Origin of the sequence: Tropicimonas sp. IMCC34043 (assembly GCF_003390845.1) — a bacterium.
GTDB lineage: Bacteria > Pseudomonadota > Alphaproteobacteria > Rhodobacterales > Rhodobacteraceae > Tropicimonas.
Genome location: NZ_QMEK01000007.1, coordinates 105,246 through 123,417, shown reverse-complemented (window position 1 = coordinate 123,417; position 18,172 = coordinate 105,246). Strand labels below are relative to the sequence as shown.

Annotated in this window: 18 protein-coding genes; 10 read left to right on the top strand and 8 right to left on the bottom strand. The window is 67.4% G+C overall.

What is annotated here, in order from left to right; translation table 11 throughout:
• Window positions 1-72 precede the first annotated feature (72 nt).
• Both DQG17_RS19335 and htpX read right to left on the bottom strand, forming a co-directional pair.
• Window positions 73-945, bottom strand: coding sequence for an oxidoreductase (locus DQG17_RS19335; protein WP_116134512.1), 873 nt, complete (start codon window positions 943-945; stop codon window positions 73-75).
• Between the two features lie 96 nt (window positions 946-1,041).
• Window positions 1,042-1,947 (bottom strand): zinc metalloprotease HtpX, encoded by a 906-nt coding sequence (gene htpX / locus DQG17_RS19330; protein WP_116134511.1) that lies wholly within the window; start codon window positions 1,945-1,947, stop codon window positions 1,042-1,044.
• A 194-nt stretch (window positions 1,948-2,141) separates the two neighbouring features.
• Between htpX and DQG17_RS19325 the strand changes: the two genes are divergently transcribed.
• Window positions 2,142-3,383 carry a lytic murein transglycosylase gene (locus DQG17_RS19325; protein WP_369908088.1) on the top strand — a complete coding sequence of 414 codons (1,242 nt, stop codon included), beginning with the start codon at window positions 2,142-2,144 and terminating at the stop codon, window positions 3,381-3,383.
• Between the two features lie 12 nt (window positions 3,384-3,395).
• Here DQG17_RS19325 and DQG17_RS19320 read toward each other — a convergent pair whose 3' ends face one another.
• Window positions 3,396-3,884, bottom strand: a complete 489-nt coding sequence (locus tag DQG17_RS19320; protein ID WP_157973689.1) for a cytochrome b — start codon at window positions 3,882-3,884, stop codon at window positions 3,396-3,398.
• Window positions 3,885-4,224: 340 nt separating this feature from the next.
• Between DQG17_RS19320 and DQG17_RS19315 the strand changes: the two genes are divergently transcribed.
• The 9 genes from DQG17_RS19315 (at window position 4,225) to DQG17_RS19275 (ending at window position 13,755) form a co-directional block, all read left to right on the top strand.
• The gene (locus DQG17_RS19315) at window positions 4,225-4,893 is read left to right on the top strand and encodes a TetR/AcrR family transcriptional regulator (RefSeq protein ID WP_116134508.1); all 669 of its coding nucleotides are present in this window, start codon (window positions 4,225-4,227) and stop codon (window positions 4,891-4,893) included.
• Window positions 4,890-5,900 carry an MDR family oxidoreductase gene (locus DQG17_RS19310; protein ID WP_232829512.1) on the top strand — a complete coding sequence of 337 codons (1,011 nt, stop codon included), beginning with the start codon at window positions 4,890-4,892 and terminating at the stop codon, window positions 5,898-5,900. Before DQG17_RS19315 ends, DQG17_RS19310 begins: the two co-directional genes overlap by 4 nt.
• Window positions 5,901-6,095: 195 nt before the next feature.
• Window positions 6,096-7,091 (top strand): DUF6635 family protein, encoded by a 996-nt coding sequence (locus DQG17_RS19305; RefSeq protein WP_116134507.1) that lies wholly within the window; start codon window positions 6,096-6,098, stop codon window positions 7,089-7,091.
• A gap of 229 nt (window positions 7,092-7,320) precedes the next feature.
• Entirely contained in the window at window positions 7,321-8,403 is a 1,083-nt protein-coding gene (locus DQG17_RS19300) for a LacI family DNA-binding transcriptional regulator (RefSeq protein WP_116134506.1), read from the top strand.
• Entirely contained in the window at window positions 8,400-9,653 is a 1,254-nt protein-coding gene (locus tag DQG17_RS19295; RefSeq protein WP_116134505.1) for an ABC transporter substrate-binding protein, read from the top strand. The genes DQG17_RS19300 and DQG17_RS19295 overlap by 4 nt, the downstream gene beginning before the upstream one ends.
• Before the next feature lie 63 nt (window positions 9,654-9,716).
• Window positions 9,717-10,790 carry a carbohydrate ABC transporter permease gene (locus tag DQG17_RS19290; RefSeq protein ID WP_116134504.1) on the top strand — a complete coding sequence of 358 codons (1,074 nt, stop codon included), beginning with the start codon at window positions 9,717-9,719 and terminating at the stop codon, window positions 10,788-10,790.
• Window positions 10,790-11,671, top strand: a complete 882-nt coding sequence (locus DQG17_RS19285) for a carbohydrate ABC transporter permease (RefSeq protein WP_116134503.1) — start codon at window positions 10,790-10,792, stop codon at window positions 11,669-11,671. The genes DQG17_RS19290 and DQG17_RS19285 overlap by 1 nt, the downstream gene beginning before the upstream one ends.
• 10 nt (window positions 11,672-11,681) lie before the next feature.
• Entirely contained in the window at window positions 11,682-12,677 is a 996-nt protein-coding gene (locus DQG17_RS19280) for a levansucrase (protein WP_116134502.1), read from the top strand.
• Window positions 12,678-12,681: 4 nt separating this feature from the next.
• Complete coding sequence (locus DQG17_RS19275) at window positions 12,682-13,755, top strand: ABC transporter ATP-binding protein (RefSeq protein WP_116134501.1); 1,074 nt, start codon at window positions 12,682-12,684, stop codon at window positions 13,753-13,755.
• 40 nt (window positions 13,756-13,795) lie between these two features.
• On the opposite strand, the gene DQG17_RS19270 is transcribed toward DQG17_RS19275, so the two are convergent.
• The 5 genes from DQG17_RS19270 to DQG17_RS19250 are packed head-to-tail and all read right to left on the bottom strand — an operon-like array spanning window position 13,796 to window position 18,106.
• Window positions 13,796-14,725, bottom strand: coding sequence for an NAD(P)-dependent oxidoreductase (locus DQG17_RS19270; protein ID WP_116134500.1), 930 nt, complete (start codon window positions 14,723-14,725; stop codon window positions 13,796-13,798).
• On the bottom strand, window positions 14,718-15,413 hold the full coding sequence (locus DQG17_RS19265; protein ID WP_116134499.1) for a GntR family transcriptional regulator: 696 nt from the start codon (window positions 15,411-15,413) through the stop codon (window positions 14,718-14,720). Before DQG17_RS19265 ends, DQG17_RS19270 begins: the two co-directional genes overlap by 8 nt.
• An 8-nt stretch (window positions 15,414-15,421) precedes the next feature.
• Window positions 15,422-16,198, bottom strand: a complete 777-nt coding sequence (locus tag DQG17_RS19260; RefSeq protein ID WP_198666210.1) for an ABC transporter permease — start codon at window positions 16,196-16,198, stop codon at window positions 15,422-15,424.
• 4 nt (window positions 16,199-16,202) lie between these two features.
• Window positions 16,203-17,042, bottom strand: a complete 840-nt coding sequence (locus DQG17_RS19255) for an ABC transporter permease (protein WP_116134498.1) — start codon at window positions 17,040-17,042, stop codon at window positions 16,203-16,205.
• Complete coding sequence (locus DQG17_RS19250; RefSeq protein WP_116134497.1) at window positions 17,039-18,106, bottom strand: ABC transporter ATP-binding protein; 1,068 nt, start codon at window positions 18,104-18,106, stop codon at window positions 17,039-17,041. Before DQG17_RS19250 ends, DQG17_RS19255 begins: the two co-directional genes overlap by 4 nt.
• Between the last annotated feature and the right edge of the window lie 66 nt (window positions 18,107-18,172).

Sequence of the window (18,172 nt, the reverse complement as noted above, 5' to 3'; positions counted from 1 at the left end):
ATGGAATCGGCAGAATGGAAATCTGCCACAGGCCCCCTGCCCGGCCAGGGCCGGGGTCGGGGCCGGCGGCGGTCAGCTCATTCCGGCAATGGCGTCCAGCCGGCCAATATGGGCATCGCTCAGCGACAGCCCCGCGGCCGAGATGTTGTCGTGCAGGTGGCTGCGCCGCGAGGTGCCGGGGATCAGCAGGATGTTCGGGCTGCGCTGCAAAAGCCAGGCCAGTGCCACGGCCTGCGGCGTCCGGCCAAGCTCCTCGGCCACCCGGCTCAGTTCCTCGGTCTGCAGCGGCGTGAAGCCGCCCAGCGGGAAATAGGGCACATAGGCGATGCCGTCGGCGGCCAGCGCGTCGATCAGCGCGTCGTCATCGCGGTGCACGAGGTTATAGTGGTTCTGCACGCACACGACCGGCGCAATGTCGCGCGCGATCTTCACCTGCGCCGCATCGACCGTGCTGACGCCGATATGCGCGATCAGCCCGTCTTCCTGAAGCTGGCGCATGGTCTGCATCGGCGCGGCGATGTCATCCCCGGGCCCTTCCATGCGCAGATTGACGATGGCCATCTGCTCGAGCCCGAGCCGTTCCAGATTGTCCTCGACAGACTTGCGCAGAAACTCCGGGCTGCGGTCGAGGATCCAGCCGCCCTTGTCGTCGCGCCAGGCGCCGATCTTGGTCACCAGCGTCAGGCCGGCAGGATAGGGATAAAGCGCCTCGCGGATCAGCCGGTTGGTGACATGGGGGCCATAGAAATCGCTGGTGTCGATATGATCGACGCCGAGCGCCAGCGCCTCGCGCAGAACGCTGCGCGCCTCGTCAGGATCGGCAGGTTCGCCGAACACATGCGGGCCGGCAAGCTGCATCGCGCCAAAGCCCATCCGGTTCACGGTGATCCCGGTGCCGGGAAAGGTGAAGCGTCCGGCAGCATGTGCGGGGGGGTGATTTTTCATGACGGACCTCCTTGTCGCCAAAGATATGGCGGCTCGGCGCCTTGTTGTTAAGGGCCGCCTTGCCGCCAATCCGCCCGCCGCGCGCCTGCCCTTGCGTTATCCCCAAGGCCCCTTCTGCGCCTTGCGCACCGCCTGGACCGGGGCCGGCGCGCGCGCGGCGCGGGACGATCCGGCCGCCATCCGGCGCAGCGCCGCGACCCGGTTTTCGGTCGAGGGGTGGGTTGCGAACAGGCTGTGGCGGGCGTGCGCATGCAGCGGGTTGATGATGAACATATGCGCCGTAGCCGGGTTGCGTTCGGCGGCGTCATTGTCGATCTGCGCAGCGCCCGCCTGAATGCGTTCCAGCGCCGAGGCGAGCCACAGCGGCTGGCCGCAGATCTCGGCGCCCGCCTTGTCGGCGGAATATTCGCGGGTCCGGCTGATGGCCATCTGCACCAGCCCCGCCGCCATCGGCGCGAGGATCATCAGCGCCAGCGTGCCGGCGATCCCCGGCCCCTCGTCGCGCCGCCCGCCGAAGAACAGCGCGAAGTTGGCCAGCATGGTGATCGCCCCGGCGAAGGTCGCGGTGACCGTCATGATCGCGGTATCGTGATTGCGGATATGGGCCAGTTCGTGGGCGATGACGCCCGCCAGCTCCTCGCGCGAAAGGCTGCGCATCAGACCCGTCGTCACCGCGACGGCGGCATTCTGCGGGTTGCGCCCGGTGGCAAAGGCATTGGGCTGGTCCGTGTCGATCACATAGACCGCCGGCATCGGCAGGCCCGCGTTCCGCGCCAGCCCGGCGACCAGATCCGACAGACCGGCACGGTCGTTCGGCGCGACCGGCTGGGCGTTGTGCATCCGCAGCACCATCTGGTCGGACTTCCACCAGGTCAGGGCGTTCATGCCCCCCGCCATGACAAGGGCGATCAGCATCCCCCCCGAGCCCGCCAGAAGATAGCCGATCCCCATGAACAGCGCCGTCATCGCCGCCATCAGCAGGGCCGTCCTGACATACCCCATCGTGAACCTCCGTCTTCCGCCGATCCGCGGCACAGACAGACATATAGAAAGCCATCGGCGCGGTGCAATCGTGGCCTCCCCGGTCGCGGCGTTCAGCGCCTTGCCGAGCCGCCGAACGCCGGTCAGGATGCGCCGGGACGTGCCCGCCCGCCGGGCGCAATGCCCCAGATCCCACCGGAGCCCGCGACGTGCGCCTGCACTACCTCATCCTTGTCCTTCTGATTTCCCTCTCCGCTCTGGCCCAGCCCGCGCTGGCGCAGGACCGCGCCGCCACCGAACGGCAGTTCCATGTCTGGCTCGATCAGACAATCTGGCCGCGGGCCAGGGCCAAGGGCGTCAGCCGCCAGACCTTCGACACCGCGTTTCAGGGTGTCACGCTCAACTGGGACCTGCCCGATCTGGTGCCGCCGGGAACCAGACCGCAGACCCCGAAGCAGCAGCGCCAGGCCGAGTTCGGCGCGCCGGGCAAGTATTTCAACCGCGGCTCGGTCGACGGTGCAACCTCGGTCGGCCGCCAGATGGCCAGCCGCCATGCCGCGACGCTCGCGCGGGTCGAGGCGCAGACCGGCGTGCCCGGCCGCATCGTCCTTGGCATCTGGGGCCGCGAAAGCGGCTATGGCCGCGTCGCGATCCCCTATGACGCCTTCGAGGTGCTGGGCACCAAGGGCTTCATGAGCACGCGCGCCGATTATTTCACCGACGAACTGGTCGCCCTGCTGCAGATCGCCGAGGCCGGGCACGCGCCCGAACGCGCGATGAAAAGCAGCTGGGCCGGTGCGCTCGGCCAGCCGCAGTTCATGCCGTCGAGCTTTCTGAAATACGCCGCCGATGGCGATGGCGACGGGCGCGACGACATCTGGCGCTCGGACGCCGACACCATCGCCTCGATCGGCAATTATCTGGCCCGGCATGGCTGGGTGGCGGGCCGCGACTGGGGGTTCGAGGTCACCGTGCCGCCTGCGGTCTCGTGCACGCTCGAAGGCCCCGATCAGGGCCGCAAGATCCGCGACTGGGAGGCGATGGGGATCGCCCGCGTCTCGGGCCGGCCCTTCCCCGAGGCCGAGCGGCGCGCCGAGGGCTATCTGCTGATGCCCGCGGGCCGCAATGGCCCGGCCTTCATCGTCACGCCGAACTTCTATGTGCTGAAGGACTATAACATGAGCGATCTCTACGCCCTGTTCGTCGGCCACGTCGGCGACCGCATCGAGTACGGTTCGGGCGATTTCACCGCCCGCTGGGGCGCGGTCGGCGGGCTATACCGCTCGGACGTGGCGGCGATGCAGCGGACGCTCGAAGCCATGGGCCATGATGTCGGGGGCGCCGACGGATTGCCGGGGTTCAAGACCCGGCGCTCCATCGGCCGCTGGCAGGAGGCGACAGGCCGCCCCGCGACCTGCTTTCCCGAAACGGCCATGAAGGCCCAGCTGGTGCGCTGAACCTCCGGTCGCTCAGATCATCCGACCGAGCAGCCCGGTGCGCCACCAGAACTGGTGCACCAGCGCCCCGGCGACATGCAGCCCGGCGAGCCCCAGCAGTACGTTGGTGCCAACGGCATGAAGATCGGCCAGCGTCGCACTCGGCTTGAACCAGGCAGCCCCGCCAACCAGCGGCAGCGCGAACAGCATGACGTACAGCCCGACATGGGTCCATTTCGCGGCCACTTTCGCGAATTCGGGTTCGGATTCGGGCGGCGGCGGCGCGCCATGGTTCACCCGCAGGGCCAGGCGCCAGGCCGCCAGCACCAGCACGGCGACGCCGATGGTAATGTGGATGACCACGGTCGGGGTATAGCTGGGCGTGCCGGTTTCCATCAGTCGGTGGAACGGCCGGCCCATGCCGTCGAAGAACAGGTATTGCAGCAGCAACAGGCCCACGACAGCCCAGTGCAGCCACTTTTGCAGCGGTGAATAGAGTTCGGTCCCTTGGGACGGTGCCATGACATGCCTCCTTGTCGGGCGTACGCAGTGGCTGAACGGCCGGCGCGCAGGTATCCGTCGCGCAATCCTTGCCGCCTGTCCATTGTCCGCGACGCCGGATTTCAGCAGCCTTCTGCCGGACCCGCACGGGTCTGACGCAGGAAGCGGCGCTTCCGGCGGCACCGGCCGATACATGTCCTTGATAAACATATGCCTTTTTCGACATGCGATGCCCCCCGGAGTGGCGCGCGCGTTTTCCGGCACCGGGCGCGGCGGCGGCGTGGGCGCGGATGGGTCGCAGCCGCGTACGCATCCCGAATCCCCCGGTTTACTTTACAGACCGATCAGTCTAATAAATCGCATGGACCGGACTCAGGACCCTCGGGACGACACTCAGGACGCACCGCGGCGACGCGGGCGGCCGCCACGGGCACCGGCCGAGGCCGAAACCCGCCAGCGGCTGATCCGCAGCGGCCTGGAACAGCTGACCGAAAAGGGCTTTTCCGCCGTCGGGATCGACGAGATCCTGCGCCATGCCGGCGTGCCAAAGGGCGGTTTCTATCACTATTTCCCCACCAAGGCGGCATTCGGCCGCGAACTCGTGGCGACCTATCGCGTCTATTTCGCGGCGCGGCTCGACCGTTTCCTGCTGGACGGGTCGATGGACCCGCTCGACCGGCTGCGCGCCTTTGCCCAGGACGCCGAGGCCGGGATGGCGCGGCACGGGTTTCGCCGCGGCTGCCTGATCGGCACGCTGGGTCAGGAGATGGGCGCCCTGCCCGAGGATTTCCGCGCCGACCTGATCGCGGTGCTGGAGGATTGGCAGGCGCGCACCGCGGCCTGCCTTGCCGCCGCACAGGCCGCAGGCCAGATCGGCGCACAGCACGACCCGGTGCAGCTTGCCGCGTTTTTCTGGACCGGCTGGGAAGGCGCGGTTCTGCGCGCCAAGCTTGAACGCCGGCCAGACCCGTTGCGCCGCTTTGCCGACGGGTTCTTCCAATTGCTCGAACTGTACGGAGACAGACCATGACCGATACGATGCCAAAGACCGACGCGATCCTGATCGACAAGGACGACAACGGCCAGCGTGTCGCGCGAACGCAGATCGACCTGCCCGCGCTGAGCGATGGCGAGGTGGCGGTCGACGTCGCCTATTCGACCCTGAACTACAAGGATGCGCTGGCAATCACCGGCAGCGCGCCCGTCGTGCGCAACTTTCCCATGGTGCCCGGCATCGACTTTGCCGGCATCGTCGCCGACAGCCGCCATCCCGATTATGCCGCGGGCGACCGCGTGGTGCTGAACGGCTGGAGCGTCGGCGAGAAATACTGGGGCGGGCTTGCCGGGCGCGCCCATGTCCGCGGCGACTGGCTGGTGCCGCTGCCCGAGGCCATCTCGATGCGCCACGCCATGGCGATCGGCACCGCGGGCTATACCGCCATGCTCTGTGTGATCGCGCTGGAACAGGCCGGTGTCACGCCCGATCTGGGCGAGGTCGTGGTGACCGGCGCCTCGGGCGGGGTCGGCAGCGTCGCGACCGCGCTTCTGGCCGCCAAGGGCTATACCGTCGCCGCGGTCACCGGACGGCCGGACGAGGCGGGCTATCTGACCTCGCTTGGCGCGGCCAGCATCGTCGACCGGGCGGAGCTGACCGGCAAGCCCCGGGCGCTGAACAAGGAACGCTGGGGCGGGGCGGTCGATGTGGTCGGCAGTACGGTTCTGGCCAATGTGCTGTCGATGATGAAATACCGCGGCGTGGTTGCGGCCTGCGGGCTCGCGGGCGGCATGGACCTGCCGACCTCGGTCGCGCCCTTCATCCTGCGCGGGGTCACGCTGCGCGGGGTCGACAGCGTGATGTGCCCGCGTCCCGAACGGGTGGCGGCCTGGGCGCGGCTGGCGAGCGACCTCGACATGGCAACGCTCGACTCGATGGTGACCGAGGTCGCCTTCGACAAGGTGATCGAGACCGCGCCGCAGTTCCTCGAGGGCAAGGTGCGTGGCCGCATCGTGGTGCCGATCCGGCCCGATCTGGGCTGAGCGGCGGGGGTTCGGCGGCAGGAGCGTCAGCGACGCGGGACCGGCGGGCAGGAAGCCGCCGGCCCGGCGGGGGGAATTCCTCCGGCCGTCTTGAACGGCTGCGCGCGCCCCCCACGTTGAAGTGACCGCCCCGCCGGACCGGCATTTTGCATTCGCAACGACCGGGACGGACAACAGGACAGCCGACGCGCAACCATGGCCCAGACAGATCCAAGCCCCGCAGATCCCCGGCCCCCCTTGGCCGCCAGCGCCGCCGATGCCGCGCTGGACGAGGCCATCGCGCGTTATTTCGATACGCGGCGGGCGCGGGTCGATGGCTTCGTGACCCGGAACTTCACGCTGCGCGGAACGCTGCGGCTGCACCGTACGGCGGCGGGCTGGGACATCCTGCGCGCGCCGGTCAATATCGCCCTCTCGCCGGTGCATGTGGTCAAGGGCATGGTCGCCTCGCTCTGCGGGCGGCTCGGCCTTGTGGCTTCGGCGCGCTGGCTCGACCAGCGGCACATCATGCTGCCCACCCGCCTCTCGCACCGGATCGAGGCGCTGGTGCTGACCGATCTGTTCGAGATCCCGCTGCCCGAGGGCGAGAAGATCGACCCGAAGGCGGTGCTGGCCCAGACGCTTCTGACCTCTCCCCTGCTGGGCGAGGCGCTGCAAACCCGGATCGACCCTGCCGGGGCCGAGGCGCTGGCGCGGCGCATGGCGCGGTCGCTTGGCGAATACGCCGGCAGCCGTTCGGCCGTGGCCGAAATGACGACAGCCCTTTGCACGCTTGGGGTTGGTGCGCTGACCTTCCACAGCCTGACGCCCGGCGTGATCTCGATCGCGCCCAATCTGGCGGATGCGGTCGCGCATGGCACGGCGGTCGCCGAATTCCCGCTCGGCCAGACCCTTGGCACCGCCTGGTACGGGATGTTCCCGGTCGGTGCCTCGGCGCCGCTGACCGCGGGCACCATCGTGGTGCTGGTGATGATCGCCTCGCTCGCCGCGGCCTTCGCGGGCGTTGTCGCCGACCCGGTTCAGCACCGGCTCGGAATCCATCGGCGGCGGCTGCTGCGCCTGATCGATGCGCTTCAGGGCGATGTCGAGGGTTTCGCGCGCAAGGGCTTTGTCGCCCGCGAACATTACTATGCCCGCCTGTTCGACGTCTGGGATGCCGCAACGAGCCTGACCCGCCTGTTCCGGGGCTGACCCCGGGCCGACCGGTTTCACACCCATCCCCGCCCCACCCGCCCGCCCGCGGCGCGGCTGTCGCACGCACGCCGTTGCAAGGCCCCCTGCCCTTTTGCCCCTGAAGGACGGCCGATCCGGACTGCCGGATCGCCGCCAAATTTGTTGACTCATGCACCGGACTCTGGCATGTCATCGGTGACATGACACCGATGACATGCCGCGATGACACCATGGCCGGGGGGACCAGATGGCGACCATCCACGACGTTGCGAAGGCTGCCAATGTCTCGGCCAAGACCGTGTCGCGGGTGCTGAACGGCGACGCGCCGGTGAACGCCAGAACCCGCGAGACCATCGAACAGGCGATGACCAGCCTCGGCTATGTGCCCTCCAGCGCGGCGCGGATGATGCGGTCGAACCGCTCGGGCATTGTCGGTCTGGTCACCGGCGCGATCTCGGCGGCACATGACGGCAAGCCGGGCGGCCTGCCCGACCTGCAGATCGTGCAGGGCATCCAGCAGGTCATGACGGCCTCGGCCATGACGCTGATGATCGCCGATACCGGCGGCAACGCCGCCACGGTGCCGGGGCTGGTGCGCTCGTTCCTGCAATACCGGGTCGAGGGGCTGATCTATGTCGCCCCCCACCACCAGAAGATCGCGCTGCCGCCGGTTTCGGGCGACAGCCCCGTGGTCCTCGCCAATTGCTTTGACGATGCCGGCACGCCCGCGGTCATCCCAGACGACCGGGCGGGCCAGCGCGCGCTGGTGTCGAAACTGATCCGGGCCGGGCACCGGCGCATCGCCTATCTGGCCCTGCCCGACGCGCTGATCGCGACCGGGCTGCGGATCGAGGGCTATCGCGATGCCCATGCCGCCGCGGGGCTGACGATCGACCCCGCACTGCTGCAGCCGGCCGAACTGCCGGGGCGCGAGCAGGACGCGCTGCGTCTGGCGCAGGTGATCGACGCGCTGCTCGCCCTCGATGCGCCGCCGACGGTGCTGTGCTGCGGCAACGACAAGATGGCGATGCAGGCCTATGGCATCCTGCGCTCGCGCGGGATCGAGGTGCCGGGCCGGATGTCGGTCTGCGGCTATGACAATTACCGGCTGATCGCCGAGTCGCTCTATCCGCCGCTGACCACGGTCGAACTGCCCTATCACGCGATGGGGGCCGAGGCCGCGCGCAAGCTGCTGCGCCTGATCGCCGACGAGGCGCCAGGGCCGATGCCGCCGACGCTGCTGAACGGCCCGGTCCGCTGGCGCAGCTCGGTCCTGGCGACCGAACTTTGCGACCCCGATTTTGAACCCGAGGGAGGAGGAACCCCATGAAACTGACCCTGACGCTTGCAGGCGCGCTTGCGCTTGTCTCCGGTGTGGCCCAGGCCCAGACCGAAATCTCGATGTGGTATCACGGCGCCGGCAACGAGGAAGAGGCGGCGATCCTGAAAGGCGCCATCGAGGATTTCAACGCCAGTCAAAGCGACTGGACCGTGGTCATGCAGTCGTTTCCGCAGATCGCCTATAACGACTCGGTCGTTGCCGGTGCGCTGGGGGGCAGCCTGCCCGACATCCTCGACGTCGATGGCCCGGTGATGCCGAACTGGGCCTGGTCGGGCTATCTGCAGCCGCTCGGGCTCGACGAGGCGCAGGTTGCCGCGTTCCTGCCCTCGACCGTCGGCCGCTGGGACGGCCAGATCTATTCCGTCGGTCTCTGGGACGCCGCGGTCGCGATGATGACGCGCAAGTCGACGCTGGAGAAATACGGCATCCGCATCCCGACGCTCGACCAGCCCTGGACCGGCGACGAGTTCGACGAGGTCCTTGCCACACTGAAGGCCTCGGGCGATTTCGACTATCCGCTCGACGTCGGCATGGCCTGGACCGGGGAATGGTATCCCTATGCCTTCAGCCCGTTCCTGCAGAGCTTTGGCGGCGATATCGTCGATCGCGACGGCTATCAATCTGCCGATGGCGTGCTGAACGGCGACGCCGGGATCGCCTTTGGCGAATGGTGGCAGGCGCTGTTTGCCAATGACATGACACCGGGCACAGGCCAGGATCCGGCCTCGCGCGATACCGGCTTCCTCGACGGCAAATATGCGATCACCTGGAACGGAAACTGGACGGCCGCAACCGTGCTCGACGCCTTCGGCGACGACGTGCTGTTCCTGCCCGCGCCCGATTTCGGCCATGGCCCGAAGATCGGCGCAGGCTCCTGGCAGTTCGGCATCGCGGCCACCTCCGAGCATCCCGACGGCGCGCGCGCCTTCATCGAACACCTGATGCAAGACCGCTATATCACCGCCTTCTCGGATACGCTGGGGCTGGTCCCCGCGACCGCGACGGCCGCCGCCGCCAGCAAGCATTATGGCCCCGATGGCGACATGGCGGTGTTCTATGACCTGTCCGAACAGCAGGCACTGATCCGCCCGGTCTCGCCCGGCTATGTCGTGATGGCGAAGGTCTTCGAAAAGGCGGTCGCAGACATCGCCAACGGTGCCGACGTGATCGACAGCCTCGATGCCGCCGCCGACGAGATCGACGCCGACATCCAGAAGAACGACGGCTACGGCCACTGATCCCTTGCCACACCGGGTCCCGCGCATCGCGGGGCCCGCCGCAATCCAATCGGGGGGCCGGCCATGGCGTCGAAGCTCACACGATCGAACCGTGCCGGATGGGCCTTTGCGCTGCCCGGCTTCGGTCTGATCGCACTCTTCATCATCGTCCCGTTCTTCTTTGCCTTCGGGCTGTCGCTGACCAACCAGCGCCTGATCTCGCCCAATCCGACAGCCTTCGTGGGGCTGGCGAATTACCGCGACCTGCTGGGCCTTGGCGTGATCACGCTCGAACCCGAACGCGACGCGGGCGGCCAGATCCTGCGCGGGGCGGACGGCACGCCGGACTATCCCCGCGTGCGCAACTTCACCCGCAACAACCCCGATCATCCCCGGCTTGACGGGATGCGGGAATGGTTCCGCTGGCAGTCGGGCGACACCCAAAAGGTCGTCGTGGCCAAGGACGTCGTGTTCATGAAGGCGCTGGTCAACACCTTCACCTTCGTGCTGATCGTCGCCCCGTTGCAGGCGGGCCTTGCCCTGCTGCTGGCACTGCTGATCAACCAGCGGCTGCGCGGCATCAACGTCTTCCGAACGATCTATTTCATGCCGGTCGTGGTCTCGATCGTCGTCGTCTCGCTGCTCTGGCGGTTCATCTATTCGGGCGACAACGGGCTTTTGAACAACATCCTCTCGGTGCTCAGCTTCGGCCTGTTCAGGCCGGTCGACTGGCTGGGAAACCCCTCGACCGCCCTTGGCGCCATCATCGCAATGTCGATCTGGCAGGCGGTCGGGTTTCACATGGTGATCTGGCTGTCGGGGCTGCAAACGATCAGCCCGACGCTCTACGAGGCCGCCCGGATCGAGGGGTCGAGCCCCTGGCAGACCTTCCGCCATGTCACCTGGCCGGGACTGCGCAACACCGCGGTGCTGATCCTGATCGTCATCACCATGCAGGCCTTCGCGATCTTCGCACAGGTCGACGTGATGACGAACGGCGGCCCGCGCGACGCCACCCAGACACTGGTCTTCCAGGCGGTCCAGCGCGGCTATGGCAAGCAGGACATTTCCGGCGGATCGGCGATTTCGGTGATCCTGTTCCTGATCGTGCTGTCGATCTCGCTGGTCCAGCGCTGGCTAACCCGGGAGAAGAACTGATGGCTGCGATCAATCCTGCCAACCATGGCCTCAGACGCCTCAGCCGCTATCTGGTGTTGAGCGTCGTGGCGGTCGTCTTCCTGTTTCCGATCGTGTTCATGATCGTCTCGTCGCTGAAACCCGATCATCAGCTTCTGGCCGATACCGGCAGCCTGCGGGCCTTCCTGCCGGTGGGCGACATCAGCCTCGACAATTACCGGGCCGCGTTCCAGCGCGCCCCGATCGGCCGGTTCGTGTTCAATTCGGTGCTGGTGACGGTGATCACGGTATCGCTGTCGCTTCTGCTGTGTTCGCTCGCGGCCTTCGCCTTCACCTATCTGCACTGGTTCGGGCGCGGGCTGCTGTTTTCCGTCGTGCTCGCGACGCTGATCATTCCGTTCGAGACGATTGCCATCCCGCTGCTGCTGATCGTCTCGAAACTGCCCTGGATCGGGGTCGAGGGCGTCACCTATGGCTGGCTCGACAGCTACCGGGTGCAGATCATCCCCTGGATCGCCGACGCGCTGACCGTGTTCCTGTTCGTGCAGTATTTCAAGGATCTGCCGCGCGAGCTGATCGAGGCGGCGCGGGTCGAGGGCGCCACCTGGTGGCAGGTCTACACCCGCGTGGTCATGCCGCTGTCGGGGCCGGTGATCGCCACCGCCGCGATCCTGAAGACCCTGAAGATGTACAACGAGCAATACATCTGGCCGCTGATCACGGTGCAATCGGAATCCTATCGCCCGGTGATGGTGGGGCTGCAGTACTTCTTCCAGCTTCAGATCGCCTGGGGCGAGGTCATGGCCTATCTGACCCTGATCACGGTTCCGGTGCTTGCCTTCTATCTTGCCCTGCAACGGGCCTTCATTGCCTCGATCGCCTCGACCGGCGTCAAGGGCTGAGGACAAAGACATGACACTCTCGCTTCACGACAAATGGATCTGGGACAGCTGGTATGCCCGCGACGGCGACACCTGGCATGGCTATTTCCTGCAGGCCGACAAATCGCTCGGCGACCCGAACCTGCGCCATTTCAACGTCAGCCAGGGCCACGCGGTCAGCCGGGACCTTACCAACTGGACCCACCTTGGCACCTGTTTCGGCCCCGCCGACGGCCCGGCCTGGGACGACTACACCACCTGGACCGGCTCGGTGGTGCAGGACGACGCCGGGCTGTGGCACCTGTTCTATACCGGCACCACCCGCGCCGAGGACGGGCTCTACCAGCGCATCGGCCACGCGACATCGCGCGACCTGCACAGCTGGGTGCGGGTGGGCGACGGGCTCTGCCTCGATCTGGTCGGGGATACGGCCCGTGACTACGAGGTGCCGCATATGGTGGGGTTCTGGCACGACCGGGCGATGCGCGATCCCTGGGTGATGCGCGACCCCGCAGGCGACGGCTGGCTGATGTTTTTCACCGCCCGCCTGCCCGATCTGGCCGAGCCGAACGCAGGCGGCACCATCGGCCTTGCCACCTCGCCCGACCTGACGACCTGGACGCTGCAGCCGCCGGTCTTTGCCGGTGGCGCCTTCGGCCAGATGGAGGTGCCGCAGGTGTTTCAGGCCGGCGGGCGCTGGTTCTGCCTGTTCTGCACCGGGGCAGACCACTGGTCGAGGGCCGAGATCGCCCGCAACGGCCCGCCGCTGTCGGGCAATCACTATCTGGTCGGCGACAGCCCGCGCGGCCCGTTCCGCCTGCCCGAGGCCCCGTTCCTCGACGGCGCAGTGCCGAACCGCCGCTATGCCGCGCGCATCCTGCAGACCGACGCCGGGCTGCGGATCATCGGCTTCATGGACGGCGGCAAGGGCCACTTTGGCGGCTATGTCATGGATCCCGAGCCGGTCTGGCTCGACCCCGACGGCAATCTGACCCTGCAGGCGCCGCAAGGGCGCGCGGAGGACTGACATCATGGCAACCCTGTCCCTCAAGAACCTGAAGAAAAGCTATGGCGAGGCCCATGTCATCAAGGGCGTCGACATCGAGGTCGAGGATGGCGAATTCGTCGTCTTCGTCGGCCCCTCGGGCTGTGGCAAGTCCACCTTGCTGCGCATGATCGCGGGGCTCGAGGATATCTCGGGCGGCGATCTGGAAATCGGCGGCCGCCGGGTCAACGATGTCGCGCCAAAGGAACGCGGCATCGCCATGGTGTTCCAGTCCTATGCGATCTTCCCGCACATGACGGTGCGCGAGAACATCGGCTTCGGGCTGACCATCGCCCGGGTGAAGAAGGACGAATGGAACGAGCGGGTCAACGAGGCGGCGCGCATCCTGCAGATGGAACACCTGCTCGACCGCCGCCCCAGCCAGTTGTCGGGCGGCCAGCGCCAGCGCGTTGCCATCGGCCGCGCCATCGTGCGCAAGCCGCAGGTCTTCCTGTTCGACGAACCGCTCTCGAACCTCGATGCCGCGCTGCGCATGGACATGCGGATGGAGATCGGCAAGCTGCACAAGCAGCTCGATGCGACGATGATCTATGTCACCCACGACCAGGTCGAGGCGATGACGCTGGCCGACAAGATCGTGGTGCTGAAGGACGGCAAGGTCATGCAGATCGGCGCGCCGATGGATCTGTACCACGAACCCGCCAACCTGTTCGTCGCCCGCTTCATCGGCTCGCCTGCCATGAACCTGATCGACGTGACGGTGCGCGAAACCACCGCCAGGGGCCATGTGGTCGAGGCGGCCTCGCTCGATCCGGTCGAGATCCCGACCGCAACCCCGGGCCGCGCCGGCGACAGGCTGGTTCTGGGCATAAGGCCGCAATACCTGACCCCCTCGCATGACGCAGCCACCGGCAAGCTGCATGGCAAGGTCGCCTTCACCGAACGGCTGGGGACCGAGACGATCCTCGACATCGCCCGCGCCGACGGCTCGAAACTGGTGGCGGCGCTGCCCGAGGATGCGCTGTTCTCGACGGACGACGAGATCAGCCTGACCTTCGATCCGGCCCGCGCCCGCCTGTTCCTGCCCGAAGCCGGCTGAGCCCCGACCCTGCGGGTGCGGCGTCGGTCAGCCGATGCCGCTACACAACCTCGCGCACGCGCTGGCCGATCTCGGTCGCCAGTTCGTCGAAATAGGACTCGGTGATCGCCGCGATATGCGGGGTCAGGATGGTGTTGGGCAGATCCCGCAGCCGCGGGTCGGGATCGGGCTCGTTCTCGAACACGTCCAGCGCCGCGCCCGCAATCACCCCGTCGCGAAGGGCGGCAATCAGCGCCTCCTGATCGACGACGGTGCCGCGCGAGACATTGACCAGATAGCCGCGGGGACCGAGTGCGGCCAGCACGCCCGCATCGATCATGCCCTTCGTCTCGTCCCCGCCCGGCACCGCCAGGACAAGGAAATCCGAGCGTGCGGCAAGCGCGGTCAGATCGGGTTCATAGGGCCAGGGCGCATCGGGTTTGGGCCTACGCGAATGATAGACCGGGCGCAGCCCCGCGCCCTGCAGCCGCTCGGCCACCAGCCGGCCGATCCGGCCCAGCCCCGCAATGCCGACGGTCTTGCCCGTCACCCGCATCCGAGGGCCGAAATGCGCCTTGGCCCAGCGGCCCGAGCGCACATGATCGTCGGCCCGCACCATGTCGCGCCCGATGGCAAACACCAGCCCGACGGCCATCTCGGCGGTGTCCGAACTGACCAGCGATCCGGTGTCGAACAGCTCGATGCCACGCCGCGCCAGATACGCGTGATCGATGCGGTCAACCCCCGCCCCGGCCGAAACGACGCGCCGGACCCCGGGCAGCAGATCCAGACGTTCGGCCCCCGCCCCCTGCAGCGCCGAGGTCACGGCGACGGCGATCTTTTGCCGCCGTTCCAGCGGAAGCCCCGCGATCTCCTCCACCGGGATCAGCGTGCCGATGGTTTCCAGCTCCCGCACCACCGTGCCCATCATGCCGCCCAGAAGGGCAATATCGGGACCAGTACTTTCGGCCATACCTTCACGCTCAACCATCGTTCGCCTCTGCCTGTTCTGAATCGAGGAACAGGCTGCGTGTGGTCCGCCAGGCCTGCCCCACCAGTTCTGCGGTTACCTCGGCCGCCGCCGGCCCGCAACCGGCGCGGATTTCGGCGATCATGCGGGCATTGCCGGTGATCATCTCGCCCAGCATTCGGGGCGCCCGGCGATAGGCGCGAAAGCGATAGCGCAGCGCCTGCGTGTCGAGCTGGTCCAGCAGCCGGGTCAGCACCGAGTTTCCGCACCGCGCGTGCAGCAGGGCGGTCATGCGCACGTTGGCCTCGAATCCGGCAAGCGGATCGCGCCCGGCCTTGGCGTGCCGCATCGCGGCAAGCTCGACGCCAAGCGCGCGCGCGATCTCTGCGTGGTCCTCCCGCTCGGCCAGGATTCGGCTGCACGTGGCTTCGAGAGGGATCCGGCAGGTCGATATCTCGTCGAGCAGCGTCACCGACAACTCGGTCACCCGTGTGCCGAGCCGCGGCCGGCGCTCCACCAGGCCGCGGTTCTCGAGGATCTGGAACGCCTCGCGAAGCGGCGAGCGCGACACGCCAAAGCGGGCGCAGATCTCCATCTCGCGCAGGTTCTCGCCCGGCGCGAAGGATTCGCGCACGATCGCCGCCTCCAGCCGGTCGGCAACCTCGACACCAATCGGGCGCAGCACAAGCAGGTCGTCGGAATGGGTCATGCGGCCCCTCAATCGCGCCCGAACAGAAGATCGGCGGCGGTGACCAGAAGCAAGGTCAACAGGATGGAGACAGTGGACACGGCGGCGGCCTCGGGCGTGAAGTTGAAACGCAGATAGTCATAGAGCTGGATCGGCAGCGGCGCCGACCCGGTGCCCTTCAGAATGAAGGAAATACCGAAGGTGTCAAAACTGATGATGAAGGCAAACACCCCGCCGGTCGCCAGCCCCGGCGAAATCAGCGGCAGCGTGATGCGCCGGAACGCCGTGTAGCGCGAGGCGCCAAGCGTGCGTGCCGCCAGTTCGATGGAATCGTCGCGCCCCTGCAGCGCGGTGGTGACGTTCAGAAACACGAAAGGCAGCGTCATCAGCACATGGCCGGTGAACAGCGCAATCTTGTAGCTGGTGCCGATGCCGATCTCGTAGAAGAAGAAGAGCAGCGCGATGGCGGTCAGGATCTCGGGCAGGATCAGCGGCAGCAGGATGCCGATGCGCACCGCCTCGGCCTCGCGGCCGGCGTGGCGCACGAAGTAAAGCGCCGCCATCGTGCCAAGGACCAGCGACACCGATGTCGCCGCCGTCGCCAGCACCGCCGAATAGACGATGGCGTTGATGAACACGTCGTTCTGCAGGAAGGTCCAGAACCAGCGCAGGCTCAGCCCCTGTGGCGGAAAGGTCAGGAAGTTGCCGGCGTTCAGCGAGGCAAGCACCACGATGACGATGGGCGCCAGCAGAAAGCCATAGACCAGCACCCGGAACAGGGTCAGCAGCGGGGTTGCGATGCGCATCGGCTCAGCTCCACTTGATACGGGTAAGGCGGGCAAAGACCAGCACGACAATCCCGGCCGAGACCGCAAGCGTCAGCGCCATGGCCGAGCCGAAGGGCCACTGGAACTGGTCGATCAGCGCATCGACGACCAGCAGCGTCGTGGTCTTGACCCGCATGCCGCCGACAAGCGCGGGCGTGACATAGGACGAGATCGCCAGCACGAAGACCAGGATGCAGCCCGACTGGATCCCCGGCATCGAGATCGGCAGCGTGATGCGCCGGAAGATGGTCAGCCGCCCTGCCCCGAGCGAGCGCGCCGCCTGCTGCACCGCCGGGTCCATCGCCTGCAACGACGACAGCAGCGGCAGCACCATGAACGGCAGGAACACATGGGCGAGCGCCAGCACCACGCCGAAGTTGTTGTACATCAGCGGCAAGGGCCGGGTGATCAGCCCCATCTCGCGCAGGGTCGAGTTGATGACCCCGGAATTGCCCAGAAGGATCGTCCAGCCATAGCTGCGCACGACGATCCCGACCAAAAGCGGCGACAGCACGATGCCATAAAGGATGCCGCGCCACCGCTTCGAGGCGGTCGCGATATGCAGCGCCACCGGATAGGCCAGGATCAGGCACAGCGCCGTCGTCAGCGCCCCGAGCAGCAGGCTCTGCGGCAGCGACAGCGCATAGTAGCTTTCGGAAAAGAACTGGACATAGCCCTGCAGGCTGAAGCCCTCGCCATAGGGCTGTCCGTCCGCCGGCGCGCGAAAGCTCATCACCAGCACGTTGACATAGGGCAGCACGATGAAGAGGAAGATCAAGGCCGCCGAGGGCAGGATCAGGATCGAGGCGCGCAGCCGTCTCATGCCGCCGCCTCCTCGGGCAGCCCGGTGCGCTGCATCGGCCACAGCCGTTCGGCATCGAACTGCAGCCCGACCGCCTCGCCTTCGGCATAGGACCGGCTGGTCGGGCACAGCACGATCAGCGGGCCGCAGTCGGTGTCGACGTGGTATTCCACATGCCCGCCGCTGAAATAGCGCCTCGCGACCCGCCCGCCCAGATGGCCGGCCGAAGGCTCGGTCAGTGCGATCTGCTCGGGCCGCGCCATCACCCGCAACCGTCCACCGGCCCAGGGCACCGGGGCAGCGATCTGCAGGGCATGGCCGCCCGGCAGGACGATCTGCCCCCCCTGCCCCGCCACCGGCAGCTCGAGGATATTGGCATTGCCGACGAACCGCGCCACCCGTTCCGAGGCCGGCCGGTCATAGACGGTCTCGGGCGCCGCCGCCTGCGCGATCTCGCCATCGAACATCACCACGACCCGGTCCGACATGGTCATCGCCTCGCCCTGATCGTGGGTGACATAGATCGTGGTGATCCCGACCCGCTTCTGCAGGTCGCGGATAAAGCCGCGCATCTCGTCGCGCAGCTTGGCGTCGAGGTTCGCCAAAGGCTCGTCCAGCAGCATGATCGCAGGCTCGATCACCAGCGCCCGCGCCAGCGCCACGCGCTGCTGCTGGCCGCCCGACAGCGCCTTGGGATAGCGGTCGGCATAGGCGCCAAGCTGCACCATCTCCATCGCGCGCGCCACCCGCGCCGCGATCTGGTCCTTCGGGACCCGCCGCATCTCGAGCCCGAAGGCCAGGTTCTGCGCCACGCTCATGTGCGGGAACAGGGCATAGGATTGAAACACCATGCCGATGTCGCGGTCCTCGGGCAGCTTGCGCGAGATGTCCCGGTTGTCGAACAGGATCTTGCCGTCGGTCACGTCCTCGAACCCGGCAATGCATTTCAGGGTCGTCGACTTGCCGCAGCCCGAAGGGCCGAGCAGCGACACGAATTCGCCGTGGCCGATCTTCAGGCTGATGCCCTTCAGGGCTGCGGCCTTGCCATAGGATTTTGTCAGGGAAAGCAGGGAGACTTCGGTCATGCGATGGGGCCGGTCCTTGGCTCTGGGGTCCGCCCCGCGCGTGTCGGCGGGGCGGAATGCTGAAGG